Raw genomic sequence first — 16,285 nt, 5'->3', positions numbered from 1 at the left:
GACCGGATCGCCTCTTTAAGGACAGGCGGACAAACTACCCTGTCCCGGCAGCGCATGTATGATAGGGGGCAAAGGCCCTTTATCCAAGGGCGGGATTAGCCGCTTTGATCGCCGCCGTTCACCTGCAACCGGGGTATTTGGGGGTAGGTTTGGGGGTATGCCTTGAAATTGAAGTCACAAAAACGGCGAAAATATGCCGATTTCAAGGTGTTTTGAGGTTCCCGCTACCGAATCGCACTGATAGCCGCCAGTATCCCAGCAAATCAGCCACTCCTCCCCCGATCCAACAACAGGCCACAGCCCCATGTCAAAAAACGATGAGCAGTCTCCCGCTACCCGCTCCAATCACATCACCGCCATCCACCCCATCAGCGTTGCCAAAGAGGCGATGGTGGTGATCAGGATCGTGGCTGAGGTCAGGGCGGCTTCGCGGCGGTAATATTCGGCGACCATGAAGGGGCCGGTGCCGGTGGGCAGGGCGGCCAGCAGGACTGCCGCATGGGTCAGGCCGGGGGTAAGGTGGAAGATCTCGACCGCCAGAAACCATGTCAGCGCCGGATGCAGGATCAGCTTGATCAGGCTGAGCGCGCCGATGGAGGTCCAATGGACCGAAGCCTCGCGCTTTTCGGCCAGAAACAGGCCCAGCCCGACCAGCGCGCAGGGCGAGGCCGACCCGCCCAGCAGTTTGAGGAAAGCATTGACCGGCGCGGGCACGCCAAACCCCGAGAGCAGAAAGACCGCCCCCAGCGCAGGCGCCACCAGCAAGGGGTTGCGCGCCAGCGAGAGCGCGACCTTGCGCGCCATATGGATCGGTGCGCCTGTGCCTGAAGCCCGATTTCGAGCAGCACCAGCGCCAAGGCAAACAGCACGCAGACCGTCAGGATCGAGGCGATCAGCGTGGGCGCCAGCGAGGCCGGACCCAGCACCGCCAGCAGCAGCGGAAAGCCGATGAAGCCGGTGTTGGCATAGCCTGCGTTCAGCCCGTCGATGGCCGCATCGGCCAGGGGCCTCCCACGGCTCATGCCTACCCCCAGCGCAAGGGCAAAGACCGCCGCCCCGCCCAGCGCAAAGACCGCCATGAAGCCCGGCTGCCAGATGGTGGCGATCTTGGCATTGGCGACAATGTCGAACAACAGCGCGGGCAGCGCGAGGTTGACGACATAGCGGTTGATCTCGCCGCTGGCCATCGGGCCCATCACGCCGATGCGCCGCGCCCCCCATCCGGCCAGAATGAGCGCAAAGATCGGCAGAGTGATGCCAAGAATCGAGAGCATGAGTTTATCCGGTTGATGCCCGGCCAGAGGGCGCAGAGGCGCGGTCTCGCTGGCGCGGCGGCGCGGCAAAATCAACCCCGCCGCGCCCGCCGATGCCGGGCGCAGACGTTTTCTTTGTCGCAAAGGGCAAACTGATAAGGCTTGTGCAACGGATTGTTTACGCCATGGTGGGCAAAATAGGCCGTCCTGGTCCTGCCCTTGAAAGGGGCCAATATGCCGTTTCTTCGCCAATTGATCGAATCGCGCAATGGCGCTCTGTCGCAACTGGCCGCGATTGCCGCCGATATGTTTGACGTGCCCATCGCGCTGGTCAGCATTCTGGATGGCGACCGGCAGGTCTTTGTCGGCCGCCATGGGCTGGATGCCGAGGGCACGCCCATCGAGCAATCCTTTTGCCGCCATGCCGTTGTGCAGGATGCGCCGCTGGTGGTGGCCGATGCGGAGCTGGATCCGCGTTTCTGCGCCAATGGGTTGGTGTGCGGGGCGCCGGGCATTCGTTTCTATGCGGGCGTGCCGCTGCGCGTGCGGATGCGCACGGGCCAGAACGCGGCCGGCATCGGCGCCTTTTGCCTGATCGATACCGTCCCGCGCGAATTTTCGGCCGCCGATCTGGCGCGCCTGTCCAGCCTTGCCTGCGGGGTTGAGGCGATCCTGCAATCCATGGTGTCGAGCATGGCGATGGCGCTGGATGCCGGGCGAATCACCCGGCTCTATGCCGACCAGCAGCGCCTGCAGCGCCAGTTCCGCCAGGCCGAGCAGATGGCGGCGATGGGGTCGTGGCGGCTGGATGCCGCGCGGCAGACGGTGACATGGTCCGAAGGCGTCTATGACATCCATGATCTGCCGCCCGGCGACGGGATGCCGGTGGCCGATGCCATGTCCTATTATCCGCCCGCCGATCGCGAAAGGATCACCGGGCTGGTTGAGCAGGCGATCCGCACCGGGGCGGCCTATGATGTCGAGCTGGATTTCATTTCGGCGCGCGGCGTGTGCAAAAGGGTGCGCGCAATCGGTGAACCGGAGCTGGAAAACGGGCGCGTCATCGGGCTGATCGGCGTGTTTCACGATGTTACCGAGCGGCACGAATTGTTCGTCGAGCTGGACCGCCGCGCCAATACCGACGAGGTGACTCATGTGGCCAGCCGCCATGCCTTTGTCACCCATGTCGACGAATGCGTGGAGCGCGCCCAGCAGAGCGGCGAGCGCATGGCGCTGATGCTGATCGATCTGGACCATTTCAAGCACGTGAATGACACATTCGGCCATGGCGCGGGCGACGATATCCTGCGCAAGGTGGCCACCGAATTGCGTTCGCCATGGCTGGGGGACAGTCTGGCGGCGCGGCTGGGGGGCGATGAATTCGCGCTTGTCATCACCGATCAGGCGATGATCGCGCAATTGCCCCGCGTGGCGGAAAATCTGCTGCGCGTGCTGCGTTTTCCGATGGGGCGCGGGGCGGACCCGCTGGTGGTTTCGGCCACGATCGGCGTGGTCGAATTGCGCGGGGCCGATGATTGCCGTCACGACCTGTTGCAACGCGCCGACCGCGCGCTCTACAGTGCCAAGCACAAGGAGCGGGGCACATGCGAGATGGAATGGTCGGACAGGGCGGAGCGGCAGGTGCTGAAAGCGGCAGGCTGACAGGTGACGCGCTGGAGATCCGCCCGCTGACGGGGGATGAGATCGGCGCGGCCATGGGCGATCTGGCGGCCTTGCGCATCGCGGTCTTTGCCGCATGGCCCTATCTTTATGATGGCGACGCGAATTATGAGGCCGACTATCTGCGCGAATTTCTGAGCGCGCGCGATGCGGTGCTGGTGGCCGCGATAGATGGTACTGGGGATGGCGGCCGGATCGTGGGCGCGGCCACGGCCAGCCCGATGGCCGAGCAGAAACCTGAATTCCGCGCGCCCTTTGAGGCGCGGGGCATCGACACATCGCGCCTGTTCTATTTTGGCGAAAGCGTGCTCTTGCCGCACTATCGCGGGCGGGGCGTGGGCCATGCCTTTTTCGACCACCGCGAGGCGCAGGCGCGGCGATGCGGGGCCGATGCGGCCTGTTTTGCCGCCGTGGTCCGCCCCGAAGATCATCCCGCGCGGCCCGGCGATTACCGGCCGCTTGATGATTTCTGGCGGGCGCGGGGCTATGCGCCGATCCCCGATTTTATCACCCATCTGGCGTGGAAAGAGCATGGCGAGGCGCAGGAAAGCCCCAAGCCTCTGCAATATTGGCACAAGGCGCTGGTTTAAGCTCTGAGCCGCTCGAACGCCTGTTCGCGGATGGCGTGGAGCGTGCTTTGCCCGCGCTGGTTCAGCCAGATGGCCAGCTCGCCCGCCGGCATCGGGCGGGCGAGATGGAAGCCTTGAAACTCGCGGCAGCCGCGCGCCTTGAGATAGGCCATCTGCTCTGGGCTTTCGATCCCTTCGGCGATGACCTTGTGGCCCAGTACCTTGGACACGGTGATGATCGCGGCCAGCATGGATTCGGTCTTGCCATGTTCGCCGATGCTGCCCACCAGCGAGCGGTCGATCTTGAGCGCGTCATAGTCCAGCCGCGCCAGTTGCGAGAGATTGGAATAGCCGATCCCGAAATCGTCGATCGAGATCGAGATCCCCGCCTTGCGCAGCGTATCGACCCTTTCGCGCGTGCGGGCGAAATCGGCCATGGCGATGCTCTCGGTGATTTCCAGTTCGAGCCATTGCGGCGGCAGGCCGAAATGGTCGAGCATGGCCAGCACGGATTCGACAAAGCCGGGGCGTTCGAATTGCACCGGCGAGACATTGACCGCAATCGGCAGCGGCCGCCCCGCGTCCAGCCATTGCCGCGCCTGACGCATCGCGCTGCGCAGGATCGAATGGCCCAGCGGCACCATCAGCCCGCATTGTTCGGCAATATTGACGAAAATTTCGGGCGAAACCGGCCCCAGCCCCGGACAGTTCCAGCGCGCCAGCGCCTCGACCCCGGTGACGTTCAGCGTGTCGGCGTCGAATTTGGGCTGATAATGCAATTCCAGCGTGTCATGCTCGATGGCATGATGCAATTCGCGCTCGATCAGCGCGCGTTCCTCGACCTTGCCTTTCAGCGAGGAGTCGAAGAAAACATGGGTGTTCTTGCCGCCTTCCTTGGCCCGGTACATGGCGATATCGGCATAGGCCAGCAATTGTTCGGGCGTATCGGCATCTTCGGGCATCCGCGCAATGCCCATGCTGGCGCCGATAAAAACCTCGTTGTTGAACACGGTAAAACATTCGGCCAGCGCCTTGTGGATGCTGCGCGCCACGGTATCGAGCACTTTATTGTCATGATGGCCGGGCAGCAGCAGCACGAATTCATCCCCGGCAAAGCGGGCAAAGACCGGGCGCGTGGGGCAGGTTTCGCATAATTCGCCAAAGGAATTGGTGCAGGTTTCCAGCTCTTCGAGCGCCAGCCCCATGCCGCGCACGATGATCCGCGCGGCCACCTGACGCAGCAATTCGTCGCCCGCATCATGGCCCAGCGTGTCATTGACCCGCTTGAACCCGTCCAGATCGATGAACAGCATCGCCCCGGCGCAGGGCTTGTCGCTGTCGCGCTGGCCCAGCGAGAGGATATGCGTGATGACCGAGCGGTTGGGCAGGCCGGTGATCGGATCGGTATAGGCCAGCACATTCATGCGCAGCATATTGTGATTGAGCCGCGCCACCATCGCGCGAAAACTGTCGGCCAGCCCGCCCACTTCGCAGGCGCAGTCAATGTCGATGGGGCGCGACAGGTCGCCCTCGACAATCGCCTGCGTGCTGTCGCGCAGGGTGCGGATCATGCCCGACAATTTGCGCGCGGCCAGATAGCTGACCGTTGCGGGCAGCATCAGCAAAGCGGCCAGCGCCGACACCATGCCCGCACTCCACGGACCCGCCAGCCATACGCGGGCCACCAGCGCCACCACCGCCGAGGTGACAAGCGCCATCAACGCGAAACGCCAGGGAATGCTGTTGAGCCCACGCTCGCGTCCGAGCAGGGGGTTGCTCCATGCCATCGATTGCACTTCCTTCCTCGCTCCGATTATACGGCGCCGAAGGTTTCCTCATGGCCAAGGGGGTGTTGGTGGAATCTACGCAGGAAGGATGGCGATAAGCCATTGAAAGATGGCCCGCGCATCACGTTTGCGCGGGCCGTGAGGGATCTCAGTCAATGGCAAAGGGCATGTTCTGGAAACAGACCGGGCGCAGAAAGCGCGCCATGGCCAGCGTGCCGACCGAGGTGGTGCGCGTATCGGATGTGGCGGGGAAGGGGCCGCCATGGACCATCGCGCGCGAGACTTCGACGCCGGTGGGCCATTCATTGGCGATGACGCGCCCCGCCTTGTCGGCCATGATCGGCAAGAGCGCCTGCGCCAGCGGCCAGTCGGCCTCGTCGCCGTGGAAACTGGCGGTCAATTGCCCTTCGAGCGAGGCCAGCACGGCGGAGAAATCATCGGGCGAGGCGCAGCGCACCACCATGCCCGAAACGCCGAACACCTCCTCGCGCAGGGCCGGATCGGCGATGAAGCGGGCGGCATCGACGGCAAAGATCGCCGCGCCGCAGCGGTCCTCGGGGGCGTTCTGGCGCAGGATGGTGGCCACGCCCTCGCGCCCGTCCAGCGCGGATACGCCGTGGTGATAGGCGCGGCAGATGCCGGGCGAGAGCATGACCTGCGGCGCGGCGGTATCGAGCGCGGCGGCGGCTGTGGCCAGAAACGCATCGAGGTCCGGCCCGTCCACCGCCAGCAACAGGCCCGGATTGGTGCAGAATTGTCCCGCGCCCATCGCCAGTGAGGCCGCATAGGCCCGCGCCAGCGCGCCCCCGCGCGCGGCCATCGCGGCGGGCAGCAGCAGGACCGGGTTGATGCTGCTCATTTCGGCATAGACCGGGATAGGTTCGGGCCGGGCCTGCGCCTGTGCGATCAGGGCAAGGCCCCCTGCGCGGCTGCCGGTGAAACCCACCGCCTTGATCGCCGGATGGCCGACCAGCGCGGCGCCCAGCGCGCGATTGTTGCCGGGCAGGAAAGAGAACACGCCCGTCGGAAAGCCGCTGTCGGCCACGGCCTTGGTCACGGCGCGGGCGACATATTCGCCGGTGCCGGGATGCGCCGAATGGCCTTTGACCACGACCGGGCAGCCCGCCGCCAGCGCCGCAGCCGTGTCGCCCCCGGCCACGGAAAAGGCGAGCGGGAAGTTCGAGGCGCCAAATACGGCCACCGGCCCCACCGCCCGGTTGATCCGCCGCAGCGAGGGGCGGGGCGGTACGCGGGCAAGGTCGGCCGGTTCGAACACTTCATCCTGCCAGCCAAAGCCGTGCAATTCGGCGGCGAACAGGCGCAACTGGTTGACGGTGCGCATCCGCTCGCCCTCCAGCCGCGCGCGGGGCAGGCCGGTTTCGCGCATCGCCGTTTCGATCAGACCATCGCCAAGGGCGAGGATTTCCGCCCCGATGGCTTCGAGCAGATCGGCGCGGGCCGCCGCATCGCGGGCAAAAACGGGCGCGGCATCGCGCGCGGCGGCGCAGGCGGCATCGACATGCTCGGGCGTGGAAACGCTGAAATCCACGCCGAATGGCTCGCCGCTGGCGGCATCGATGGCGGAAAATCGGGTTTCGGTCTGAAGCGCTTGGCCTGCGATCAATAGTCTGCCGTCGATCATCTGTCTCATCCTGTTGGCGCATGAAAATCCCCGCGTCCGGCGGGAGTGTTGGGAGTGCCGGACGCGGGGATGGGGTGGGGTCTGTCTTCGGTTTAGAAGGTGACCTTGGCCCCAAGGTTGAACTGGCGGCCGCTGTGAGTCAGCACGTTGAGGCGGTTGGTCGCATCGACATACTGATCGTTGAGCGCGTCGGTCAGGTTGATCATTTCAAGGCTGAACTTGATCCGCTCGATGGGCGCATAGGTGATCTGCGCATCGACGTTGATCGTGCGGTTGGTGCCGTTCCAGCTCTGGCCTTCGGTGCCGGGGACGGCGGTCAGATATTTGGAACGATAGGCGATCGAGCCGCGCACCGAGAACTTCTTGTCCTCATAATAAAGCGTGCCATTGGCGGCATATTTCGACAGGCTCACCAAAGGCGCGGTGACCGAGGTGCTGCCATCGGCGCTGGTCAGATATTGGATGTTCGAGGAAACATAGGTGAAGTTGCCCAGAACGCCGAAATTCTTGCCGATCCCGCGCAGGAAGCTGAAGGGCTGCTGCATGTTCACTTCAAAGCCGCGCAGCATGCCGCCGCTCGAATTGACCGGGGTGCTGGCGATGAACACATCGCTGGCGCTGGCGGTGGTACCGGTCAGCAGCGATGCGGGCAGGCCCAGCGACGAGAAGGGCACGGCGGTGCTAAGCGTTTGGGCAAAGCTGGAGATGTTCTTCTGGAAATAGGCGACTGAATAGATCGCCCCGCGCGCGGGGTAATATTCGACCGACAGGTCCAGATTGGTCGATTCGGTGGGGCGCAGATCCGGGTTGCCCGCGCTGAACGTGCGGCTGCCGCCCGAAACCGACAGGCTGCCGCCCGGCGTCAGCGAGGCGATCCCGGCGCGCGCCAGCGTCTTGGCCGCGCCAAAGCGGACCAGCAATTGCCGGTTGATGTCATAGACCACATTGGCCGAGGGCAGCAGGCGGCTGTACGAACGGTTGGCCGTCACCAGATTGATGGTCGCGCCCTGGCTGGCATAGCCGGTCGAGAACTGTTTTGTGTTCACATAGCGCAGGCCGATGTCGCCGCGCAGCGGAATGTCGCGGTCGCCAAGGTTGAATTCGCCCATGCCCCAGACACCGGTGTCATCCTCGCGCACAGTGATGAAAGATCCGCGTGCGGTCGCATTTTCAATGCCGCCAACCGCATAGGTCGGGTTGGTGTAGATGCCATAGAGATTGGCAAAGGCGTTGAGATCGGGAACCACCCACGCCGTGGGCGTGCCCGCCGGAACCGCAAGGCCACGGCCAAAGCCGCTGAACACCGTGGTGGCCGCCGCGATCTGCGAGGCGTTGAGCGAATTGACCACGGTTTCGCCCGAAAGGCGGCGCTGCTCGGTCGAGCCATAGGTGAAGCGGCGCCAGTCCAGACCCGCCTTGATCTTCAGGATATCATTGGCTTTCCACTCCAGCGCGCCCTTGGCGGTGCCGAAAGCATTGTCCACCGTCTGCGGGCGGATGCGGACTTCGGAGGTGCCGCTGGTGAAGGAGAAATTGGCCGGATTGGTGATGTCGACGCCGGGGCGGATGGTGGGGAAGCGGGTCGAGAAATCGTAGAAGAAATTGCCCGTATTCGCCGCGTCCAGCGTCACCGTGGTCTGGATCGGATTGGTGAAGGCCGATTTGGAATAGCCGACAAGGCCGGTGAACTTCAGCCGGTCGGAGAAGGAATGTTCCAGATTGGCGGTCAGATTGTAGAACGTCGTGCGCAGCACGTCATAGCGGGCCTGCGTGCGCAGATCGACATTGTCGAACGTGCCCGAAATCAGGTTGCCATTGCCATCGACGGTGCCGTTGCGGATGATCGTCTGGGGCTTGCCGGTGCCCGAGCGGCTGAAGCTGATCGCCTGAAACTGGCTTTCGGCGCGGGTACCGTCGAGATAGGAGAACAGCCCGTCGAGCGTCAGCAGCGTGCGGTCGCCGGGGCGCCACTGGATCGAGGCCGAGGCGCCAAGGCGCTTCTGGTTGATGTCATAGCTGACCAGACCGGGAATGCGCGGGTGATACATATTGGCGCTGTTGATCTGGCCAATCGTGTAGCCCGGCACGGTCGAGGCCGCGTTGAAGCCACCGTTGAAACCGCCATAGGTCCAGCGCGTGATGTTTGCGCCTTCTTCCTTCAACCGGCGCGCTTCATAGGAGAAGGACATCAGCACGCCGAAGGTCTGATCGTCATTGCTCTTGGTGACCAGAGCCGAGAGGCGCGGCGTGGTCTTGCGGGCAAGGTCATTATAGCTGCCCTGCGCCGAGAAAGTGGCGGTGGGCTTTTTGAAGTCAAACGGGCGGGCGGTCTGCATATCGACCGTGGCGCCCAGCGAGCCTTCTTCCACATCCGCGCTGGCGCTCTTGCGCACCGCGAGGCTGTTGAAGAGGTCGGAGGAGAAGATGTTGAAGTCAAAGCCGCGACCGCGGTTGACGCCGCCCGAATTGTCGGTGCCGCCGGTGGTGCCGATGGCCTCCATGCCGTTGATGCGCACGCGGGTGTAATCGGCGCCAAGGCCGCGCACCGAAACGTTGCGGCCTTCGCCGTTCACGCGGTTGATGGCCACGCCCGGAATGCGTTGCAGCGATTCGGCCAGATTGAGATCCGGAAATTCGGCAATATCCTCGGCCTTGATGACATCGACGGCGGCGGCGGTGGCCTTTTTCACGCCCAGCGCGCTGTTGAGGCTGGCGCGGAAACCGGTGACAACAATTTCAGCGGCAGCCGGTTCTTTAGCGATGGAGGCAGGTGCTTCCTGCGCCATGGCGGCGGGCGCGGCGATGATTGCGCTGGTGACAAGCAGGGCGGCCTTCGCGCCGCGGCGGATGGAATGGGCCATCAGTAATCCCCTCAAAATCCCATACCGGTCAGGATTGCCGGATTGAGCGTGGGATAGACCGAGCTTGTGCAAAAACGCCAACCTGATTCCGGCATCAATCATTGCAGAATCCGCACTGATGGGCCTGCAATCGTTATATTTAATTCCTATCATGCCGAAATTTGGCTGGATCATCGCGTGATTTGCCTTGGACGGTTTTGCCCGTTACGCCTATCGGAATGGGGTCAAAAATGACCATCCGGAGAGAAAAGATGCATGGCCCGGGCGCCCAGATTCCCACAAGAACGCGCTATAAAATCATCGCGCTGATCTTCCTTGTGACCACGCTTAACTATGCGGATCGGGCCACTTTTTCCATCGCGGGGAGCGCGGCGGCCAAGGAATTATCGCTGACACCGGTAGCAACTGGATACGTCCTTTCGGCCTTTGCATGGGCCTATGCGCTGGCGCAGATTCCGGGCGGCGCATTGCTGGATCGTTTCGGAACCAAGCGGATTTACACCATCGCCATCGCTATCTGGTCGGTGTTGACCGCCGCGCAGGCTTTGGTCGGCATTGTGCCGGGCGTTTCCGCGGTCGCCGCGCTTTTCTGCTTGCGCTTTCTGGTCGGTCTGGCCGAGGCGCCGTCTTTTCCCGGCAATGCGCGATTGGTGGCGGCATGGTTTCCCGGCGCCGAGCGCGGCACCGCCTCGGCCATTTTCAACAGCGCGCAATATTTCGCGCTGGTGGCCTTTGCGCCGATCATGGGCTGGATGGTGCATGCGCATGGCTGGCGCTCGGTGTTCTGGATGATGGGCGTGGTGGGCGTCATTGCCGCGCTGATCTTTGCCAAGATGATCCATGGGCCCGACCGGCATCCGGGCGTCAACGCCGCCGAGCTGGACCTGATCCGCGAGGGCGGCGGCCAGATCGCGCTGGAGAGCAGCAGTGGGCAATCGCTGGCTTTCAACTGGGCCAATATCAAGCCTTTGCTGGCCAATCGCATGATGCTGGGCATCTATATCGGCCAATACAGCATCAATGTGCTGACCTATTTCTTCGTCACATGGTTTCCGATCTATCTGGTCAAGGAGCGCGGCCTCTCGATCACGCAGGCCGGTTTTGCCGCCGCGCTGCCCGCGATCTGCGGCTTTGGCGGAGGATTGGTGGGGGGCGTGATCTCGGATCGCATCCTGAAACGCAGCGGCAGTTTGGACCGGGCGCGCAAATTGCCTTTGGTGCTGGGCATGGTGCTGGCCTCCTCGATCCTCGGCTGCGTCTGGCTGGATAATCAGGCCGCCGTGATCGCGGTGATGGCGCTGGCCTTTTTCGGCAAGGGCGTGGCCTCGCTCGGCTGGGCGGTGATGGCGGACGTTGCGCCCCGGCGGCTGGCGGGTCTGTCGAGCGGGGTGTTCAATATGTTCGGCAATGCGGCGGGCATCGTGACGCCGATTGTGGTGGGCTATATCGTTGGCGCAACGGGGTCTTTCGATCTGGCGCTGCTGTTTGTGGCGGCGCATTGCGTGCTGACCATTGTGGCCTTTACGGTGATCGTCGGGCCGATCCGGCGTCTGGAGATTGCGGCATGAAGGTGGATCGTCGTCAGCTTTTGACCGGGGCTGCCGCGCTGGCTGCCAGCCCTGCCATGGCCGCCACCGCCCCGCTGCGGATCACCAGCCCGATGCAGGCCCCGCGCTGGGCGCAATTGCAGCGGCAGTTGCTGTCCGCCCATACGCAGGCCTGCAAGGACTATTACGCCACCTATGTCGATGCGCAGGATCACCTGAAATGCTTTGAACGCTGGGGCGCCAATGACGGGCCGGACGATGCGGCCGAGGCGACCAATGACTGGGTGCTGCTGCATGCGCTGGGCGCGGATGACAGCCTGCTGATCATGGCGCAGAAGTTCTGGGAAGGGCATTTGCGGCAATATACCGGCATCCAGACCCGCGATGTGCCGATTGCGCGACAGGGCATGTATTACCGCGAATTTCCGGTCCAGATGGACTGGCAGCATAATTCCGAGGGGCTTTCCACCTTCAACGTGATGGGCCTGTCGGCGCCGCGCGATCCGCGTTTGCTGATGCGCACGCGGCGCTATGCCGATTTCTATACGGGCGCGGATAAAAGCGTCGGCAATTATGACCCGCAACACCGCGTCATCCGCTCGATCCTGAACGGCAGCCGGGGGCCCATGCTGCGCAAGGCCACGCCCTTGGACTGGGCGGGGGATCCGTTTGACGCCAGCAGGTTTCATCTGGAGCATGGCGAGGACAGCTATGAGCAGTTCCTGCGCCATTATGATGAATATGATGATGTGGCCTGCGATACGCCGCTCAACCTGCACTCGACCACCTTGGGCCTCAATGCCTATGCTCTGGGCGCGGGAGAGAGGTTCCGCCGCTGGGTGCTGGATTATACCGATGCGTGGATGGATCGCGCGCGGGCCAATGGCGGCATCTTTCCCAGCAAGGTCGGCCATGACGGCAAGGCGGCGGCGGATTGGTGGGGCGGCACCTATGGCTGGAATTTCGCGCCCCGCGTGCCGCAAACGGGGGTGCGCGAAGGGCGCAACCGTGTGCCCCGCGCGATCACCGCTTTCTTCAACGCGCTTTTGCTGACGGGGGATCGAGAATATCTCTATGTCTGGCGGCGTCAGAATGCGTTGATCAATGCGCAGGCCCGCATGGTCGATGGCAAGCTGCAGACGCCCACCCTGTTCGGCCCGGATGGCTGGCATGGTTGGAAGGGCGGGCCGTATCGTCAGGGCGCGTTCGAAATCTGGTATGCCACGCAAGCGCCCGAGGACCGCGCGGCGGCGGGCAGCGATCCGTGGATCAGCTTCCTTGAGGGCGCGAACCCGGCCTATCCCGAAACGGCTTTGGAGGCCGATCTGGCGCATCTGGCCAAGCGGGATGCGGCGAGGCGGGCGGATCATACCACGCCCGACACGCGGCTGGCCGACTGGACGCTGGATTTCAACCCGGCCAGCGCCAAGGCCTTGGTGCAACTGACCACGGGCGGGCTGCATATTGCGCGCCCCACTTGGAATGCCGACAGCCCGCCGCAGGGCGGGGTCACGCTGCATTGCCGCTTGCGCTATTTCGATCCGGCGCGGCGGCGGGCGGGATTGCCAATGGATGTGGCGGCGCTGGTGCATTCGCTGGGCGATACGCAGACGCAGGTGACTCTGGTGAACACCGGCGATAAACCGCGCCGTGTGATCGTGCAGGGCGGGGCCTATGGCGAACACCGGGTCGAGAGCGTGGAACTGGATGGGCGCGGGCACCCTGTGGGCGCGCGGCATTTCACGCTGGATCTGGCGCCCGGCGCAGGGGCGCGGCTGGTGCTGGCGATGAAGCGCTATGCCAATCGGCCCAGCCTTGCTTTCCCTTGGGCCTAACCGATCGCCTCGGCGCACAGGCGGCGCATCGGGTCGAGGGCGGGATTGGCATTATCCCGCCGCCAGGCCATGATCAGCTCGACCGGAAATTCGGGCTGGGTGACCATCTGACGGAACTGCACATCGTCCGGATGCAGGCCCAGCGCCGATTGCGGCACCACGGCGGCGGCAAGGCCAGCGCGCACAAGGCCCAGCATCGAATGGATCTGCGTCACGTGCTGAACGAAATTGGGGGCCACCTGCGCCTCGTCAAACAGGCGCACCAGCATGTCGTGGAAATAGCCCGCGCCTTGGCGGGCGTACATGATCAGCGGCTGGCCATCGAGATCGGCGGGGGTCAGCGTCGACAGGCCCTGTCGCGGATCGCCTGAAGGCAGCGCGACCAGCAATGGTTCGTGCAGGATGGTGAGCGTTTCAAATTCGGAGCGCACCACGGGGGGGCGCACAAAGCCGATGTCGATCAGGCCCGTGAGCAGCGCATCGGTCTGCTCGGTGCTGACCATTTCGCGCAGGTCCAGCTCGATATTGGGCAGGCTGGCGCGCGCCTGCGCCACGATTTGCGGCACCAGCGTATAGCCCGACACGGCGGTAAAGCCGATGGCCACCTTGCCCGCATCGCCCTTGGCCACGCGCCGCGCCGACAGAGACGCGCTTTCCGCCAGCCGGACGATGCGCCGCGCCTCGATCAGAAACACCCGCCCCGCAGGCGTCAGCGACACCGTGCGGCTGGTGCGTTCGAGCAGCGTCACATCCAGAATGCGTTCAAGCAACTGGATCTGACGGCTGAGCGGGGACTGCGTCATGTTGAGCCGCATCGCCGCGCGGCCGAAGTGGAGTTCTTCGGCCGCCGCGACGAAGCAGCGAAGCTGGCTGAGTTCGAACATGGAACCCAGCCTAGCGGTTTCAGGCAGGAAGCGGGAGAGCATAAGGCGCGACTTTTTCAATCAGAGCGGCCAATTGCGCATCCTCTGCCGCCGAAAGGTCGGTCAACGGGCTGCGCACCGGGCCTGCATCGCGCCCGATCACGCGGCAACCGGCCTTGACGATGGAAACCGCATAACCGCGCCCCTGATTGCGCAGGTTGATATAGGGCAGCACGAAATCGCGCAATTGCTGTTGCACATGGGCGTGGTTTCCGCTGCGCACGGCCTTGTAAAATTCCAGCGCCCATTGCGGCATGAAATTGAAAATGGCCGAGGAATAGGTGGTCACGCCCATGGTCAGATAGGGTGTGGCGAAAGTTTCCGCCGTGGGCAGCCCGCCGATATAGGTCAGCCGGTCGCCCATGCGGGCATAGATGCGCGCCATCAGCTCGATATCGCCCACGCCATCCTTATAGCCCACCAGATTGGCGTTGCGATCGCACAGCCCGGCCAGCGTTTCATCATCCACAATCGCATTGCCGCGATTATAGACGATGACGCCAAGGCCCGTCGCGCGGCACACCGCCTCGATATGCGCGGCCAAGCCTTCCTGCTTGCCCCCCATCAGATAGGGCGGGAGGAGCAGGATGCCATCGGCCCCTGCGGCCTCGGCCTTGCGCGCAATGTCCACCGCAATCGCCGTGCCATAGCCGCAGCCCGAGATCACCGGCACATTGGCCTTACGCTCGGCCACAGCGGCGCGCACGACATGGGCCACCTCGTCCGGGGTGAGGGAAAAGAACTCGCCCGTGCCGCCTGCGGCAAACAGGCCCGACAATTCATGTTCGAGCATCCATGCGCAATGGGCGCGAAACGGGCCTTCCTCAAATGCGCCATCGGCATCGAAGTGGGTGACCGGAAACGACAGCAGGCCTTCGCCCAGCCGGTGCGCCATCGAGACGGGATCGAACATTGCTATCTCCTGATATTGTGCGCCGCCAGGCGTTGGGCCGGGGCGCTGTTTCTGCCGCCCTGCCTAGGGTTTCGGCCGCGACAGGTCCAAACCAAAGGGGCGGTGGATTGATGCAGGATTTGGCTTGATGGGGCCGGGCGCGGGGCGCGCGCCATGATGAACTGCGCAATTTGGCGGTTTGTCGGCCCATGTCCGGCCTGTCAGTCTGCGGGCTCTGATCGCCATGGGGGGAGCCGCGCGTGAAATTTGCCAAAGCCTGTCTGATCGCGCTGGGCCTGCTGGCCGCGCCACTCCCTGCCTATGCCGAGGATGGCTATGCCCATTACATGGCAGGCGACCGCAGCCTGCCCACGCCGGGGTGGCGCGCGCCGGGCCTGTTGCTTTCGGGCGGGGGCGATTGGGATGTGGAGGCGTTCCGCTGGTTTGTGGCGCGGGCCGGGCATGGCCATATCGTCGTGCTGCGCGCCTCGCAAAAGGGCGAGCTTGGCGAGGCTTTCATGAAGGAGATCGGCGGGGTAGCCTCGGTCGAAACCTTTGTCTTTTCCCAGAGGAAGGCCGCCTATGATCCGCGCATCCTTGCCGCGCTGGAGCGGGCCGATGGCGTGTTTATCGCCGGGGGGGACCAATCGCGCTATGTCCGCTTTTGGCAGGCCACGCCTCTGTCGCGCCTGATCGACCGGCTGGCGCGCGATCGCCCGATCGGCGGCACCAGCGCTGGATTGGCGATCATGGGATGGTGGGGATATGGCGCCTTTGGCGATGATGGCATTACCAGCCCAGAGGCGCTGGACAATCCGATGGGGCCGGGGGTGACTGTGGTGAACCGTTTCCTGCACCTGCCCCGGATGCGGCGAATTTTCACCGACAGCCATTTCATGATCCGGGCGCGCATGGGGCGGCTGATTGCTTTCCTCGCCAATGTGCGCGCAAGGGGAGCGAAGGATGTCGTCGGACTGGGCATGGATGAGCGCGCCTCGCTGGTGGTGGACGGGGCGGGCCATGCGCGGCTGATGGCGCCTGCGGGCACATACGGCTGGCTGGTGCAGCCGGCGGGGCGGGCGCAAAGGGCGGTGCTGGGCGAGAAGCTGGACTATGCTGGGGTGAAGATCACCGGGATTGGCGCCGAGAGTCGGTTCGACCTCAACACCTTGCAGGTGAGCTATCCGGCCTTTTCCGGCGTGGCGCAGGTGCGCGGGGGCGTGCTGACGGGGGTTCCGGCTCCCTTGCCGTGAAACCGGCGCGCTGTCATACGCGGGCGATGATAGTGGAGAGCAT

The 16,285-nt window shown here is 64.1% G+C and carries 11 protein-coding genes and 2 pseudogenes; 6 read left to right on the top strand and 7 right to left on the bottom strand.

What is annotated here, in order from left to right; translation table 11 throughout:
- Positions 1-345: 345 nt before the first annotated feature.
- Both GGR38_RS24245 and GGR38_RS24240 read right to left on the bottom strand, forming a co-directional pair.
- A complete protein-coding gene (locus GGR38_RS24245; RefSeq protein WP_246404807.1) occupies positions 346-804 on the bottom strand; it encodes an AEC family transporter in 459 nt (152 codons plus the stop codon).
- A gap of 92 nt (positions 805-896) precedes the next feature.
- Positions 897-1,196 (bottom strand): annotated as a pseudogene (locus tag GGR38_RS24240) (AEC family transporter); the annotation flags it as partial.
- A gap of 291 nt (positions 1,197-1,487) precedes the next feature.
- On the opposite strand from GGR38_RS24240, the pseudogene GGR38_RS24640 reads away from it, so the two are divergent.
- The 3 genes and pseudogenes from GGR38_RS24640 to GGR38_RS16895 all read left to right on the top strand — a co-directional run.
- A pseudogene (locus tag GGR38_RS24640) lies at positions 1,488-1,895 on the top strand (GAF domain-containing protein); the annotation flags it as partial.
- 39 nt (positions 1,896-1,934) lie between these two features.
- A complete protein-coding gene (locus GGR38_RS16900) occupies positions 1,935-2,915 on the top strand; it encodes a diguanylate cyclase domain-containing protein (protein ID WP_425497065.1) in 981 nt (326 codons plus the stop codon).
- 53 nt (positions 2,916-2,968) lie between these two features.
- Positions 2,969-3,523: a GNAT family N-acetyltransferase gene (locus tag GGR38_RS16895; RefSeq protein ID WP_246404841.1), complete on the top strand. Its 555-nt coding sequence runs from the start codon at positions 2,969-2,971 to the stop codon at positions 3,521-3,523.
- Here the strand turns inward: GGR38_RS16895 and GGR38_RS16890 are convergent.
- From GGR38_RS16890 to GGR38_RS16880, 3 genes are all read right to left on the bottom strand, one after another.
- On the bottom strand, positions 3,520-5,289 hold the full coding sequence (locus GGR38_RS16890) for a putative bifunctional diguanylate cyclase/phosphodiesterase (RefSeq protein WP_183627322.1): 1,770 nt from the start codon (positions 5,287-5,289) through the stop codon (positions 3,520-3,522). The genes GGR38_RS16895 and GGR38_RS16890 overlap by 4 nt on opposite strands.
- Before the next feature lie 148 nt (positions 5,290-5,437).
- Positions 5,438-6,931: an aldehyde dehydrogenase (NADP(+)) gene (locus GGR38_RS16885; protein ID WP_183627321.1), complete on the bottom strand. Its 1,494-nt coding sequence runs from the start codon at positions 6,929-6,931 to the stop codon at positions 5,438-5,440.
- A 92-nt stretch (positions 6,932-7,023) separates the two neighbouring features.
- The gene (locus GGR38_RS16880) at positions 7,024-9,792 is read right to left on the bottom strand and encodes a TonB-dependent receptor (protein WP_183627320.1); all 2,769 of its coding nucleotides are present in this window, start codon (positions 9,790-9,792) and stop codon (positions 7,024-7,026) included.
- A 230-nt stretch (positions 9,793-10,022) separates the two neighbouring features.
- Between GGR38_RS16880 and GGR38_RS16875 the strand changes: the two genes are divergently transcribed.
- Together GGR38_RS16875 and GGR38_RS16870 are read left to right on the top strand one after the other, a co-directional pair.
- Positions 10,023-11,360: an MFS transporter gene (locus GGR38_RS16875; RefSeq protein ID WP_281379437.1), complete on the top strand. Its 1,338-nt coding sequence runs from the start codon at positions 10,023-10,025 to the stop codon at positions 11,358-11,360.
- Entirely contained in the window at positions 11,357-13,174 is a 1,818-nt protein-coding gene (locus GGR38_RS16870) for a DUF8034 domain-containing protein (protein ID WP_183627319.1), read from the top strand. The genes GGR38_RS16875 and GGR38_RS16870 overlap by 4 nt, the downstream gene beginning before the upstream one ends.
- Here GGR38_RS16870 and GGR38_RS16865 read toward each other — a convergent pair.
- Together GGR38_RS16865 and kdgD are read right to left on the bottom strand one after the other, a co-directional pair.
- The gene (locus GGR38_RS16865) at positions 13,171-14,058 is read right to left on the bottom strand and encodes a LysR family transcriptional regulator (protein ID WP_183627318.1); all 888 of its coding nucleotides are present in this window, start codon (positions 14,056-14,058) and stop codon (positions 13,171-13,173) included. The genes GGR38_RS16870 and GGR38_RS16865 overlap by 4 nt on opposite strands.
- A 19-nt stretch (positions 14,059-14,077) precedes the next feature.
- Positions 14,078-15,010, bottom strand: coding sequence for a 5-dehydro-4-deoxyglucarate dehydratase (gene kdgD / locus GGR38_RS16860; RefSeq protein ID WP_183627317.1), 933 nt, complete (start codon positions 15,008-15,010; stop codon positions 14,078-14,080).
- Positions 15,011-15,249: 239 nt separating this feature from the next.
- On the opposite strand from kdgD, the gene GGR38_RS16855 reads away from it, so the two are divergent.
- On the top strand, positions 15,250-16,242 hold the full coding sequence (locus GGR38_RS16855) for a cyanophycinase (RefSeq protein WP_183627316.1): 993 nt from the start codon (positions 15,250-15,252) through the stop codon (positions 16,240-16,242).
- Positions 16,243-16,285 lie beyond the last annotated feature (43 nt).

This window comes from Novosphingobium sediminicola (genome assembly GCF_014196525.1).
Classification (GTDB): domain Bacteria; phylum Pseudomonadota; class Alphaproteobacteria; order Sphingomonadales; family Sphingomonadaceae; genus Novosphingobium; species Novosphingobium sediminicola.
Note: the sequence above shows the minus strand (reverse complement) of the source record. Positions and strands in the feature narration are given on the sequence as shown.

Coding starts and splice junctions, on each gene's coding strand:
- GGR38_RS24245 (WP_246404807.1), bottom strand. CDS start 804: ATGGCGCGCAAGGTCGCGCTCTCGCTGGCGCGCAACCCCTTGCTGGTG.
- GGR38_RS16900 (WP_425497065.1), top strand. CDS start 1,935: ATGGTGTCGAGCATGGCGATGGCGCTGGATGCCGGGCGAATCACCCGG.
- GGR38_RS16895 (WP_246404841.1), top strand. CDS start 2,969: ATGGGCGATCTGGCGGCCTTGCGCATCGCGGTCTTTGCCGCATGGCCC.
- GGR38_RS16890 (WP_183627322.1), bottom strand. CDS start 5,289: ATGGCATGGAGCAACCCCCTGCTCGGACGCGAGCGTGGGCTCAACAGC.
- GGR38_RS16885 (WP_183627321.1), bottom strand. CDS start 6,931: ATGATCGACGGCAGACTATTGATCGCAGGCCAAGCGCTTCAGACCGAA.
- GGR38_RS16880 (WP_183627320.1), bottom strand. CDS start 9,792: ATGGCCCATTCCATCCGCCGCGGCGCGAAGGCCGCCCTGCTTGTCACC.
- GGR38_RS16875 (WP_281379437.1), top strand. CDS start 10,023: ATGACCATCCGGAGAGAAAAGATGCATGGCCCGGGCGCCCAGATTCCC.
- GGR38_RS16870 (WP_183627319.1), top strand. CDS start 11,357: ATGAAGGTGGATCGTCGTCAGCTTTTGACCGGGGCTGCCGCGCTGGCT.
- GGR38_RS16865 (WP_183627318.1), bottom strand. CDS start 14,058: ATGTTCGAACTCAGCCAGCTTCGCTGCTTCGTCGCGGCGGCCGAAGAA.
- kdgD (WP_183627317.1), bottom strand. CDS start 15,010: ATGTTCGATCCCGTCTCGATGGCGCACCGGCTGGGCGAAGGCCTGCTG.